1 protein-coding gene is annotated in these 812 nt (G+C 77.6%); it reads left to right on the top strand.

What is annotated here, in order from left to right:
- A partial coding sequence (locus AC1D12_RS34495; RefSeq protein WP_477845550.1) for a contractile injection system tape measure protein occupies nucleotides 1–812 on the top strand: 812 nt, incomplete at both ends.

Genomic DNA, 812 nt, shown 5'->3' with positions numbered 1-812 from the left:
GCGCAGCCTGCCGCAGGCGCGGCTCGAAGCCCTGCTGCATTTCCTGCGCCACGGCCGCCTGCCGTGGCAGGGCCGCGGCGAAGACCCGGCCGCGCTGGCCGTCGAGGTGCTGCGCCACGATGGCGCCGCGCTGGCCGCTGCGCTGCGTGCGATGGACGACCGGCCACGGCTGCTGCGCCGGCTCGCGACGCAGTTCGATGCGGCCGCCCTGCGCGCGCTGGTGCATGCGCTGATGCCCGGCGAGSCGGCGGCGGCCGACCGGCTGCTGCGGGCCGCGGCGCTCGGCACGGCTGCGCTGTGGGAGGCGGTGCTCGGCCAGGCGATCGCCCATGCCGGCGCGCCGCACGCGACCGCGCTGCCGCTGCTGCGCGCGCAGCTGCTGGCGGCGCTGCAGGCCGGCTCGGCGTTCTCGGCCAGCAGCGATCCGCTGCAGTCGGTGGTGCAGGCCTGGGCGCCGCTGCTGAAGGACGACCGCGACTGGCTGAAGGCCACGCTGCAGCGGCTGGGCGACAGCGCCGCGCTGCGGCAGCGCATCGTGCGTGCGCTGCCGCAGGCCGTGCTGAAGCAGGTGCTCGGGCTGTGGCTCGGCAGCGGGCTGACGGCCGCCGTCGACGACTGGATCGCGCAGGTGGCCGAGGGCACGCCGGCCTCCACCGACGAGCGCCTCGGCCGCCGCCAGCTGCTGTGGCAGGCCACGCTGCAGCATGCGATGCAGCGCGGCGCGGCGCCGTTCGATGCGTGGCGCTATGCCGACCACATGCGCGCGCAGGTGGTGGCCGCGAGCGTGCCGGCCGCGCCGCCGGGCTGGTTCG

Source organism: Rhizobacter sp. P1_G5 (assembly GCF_056405435.1).
This window is presented reverse-complemented; position numbering and strand designations above follow the sequence as displayed.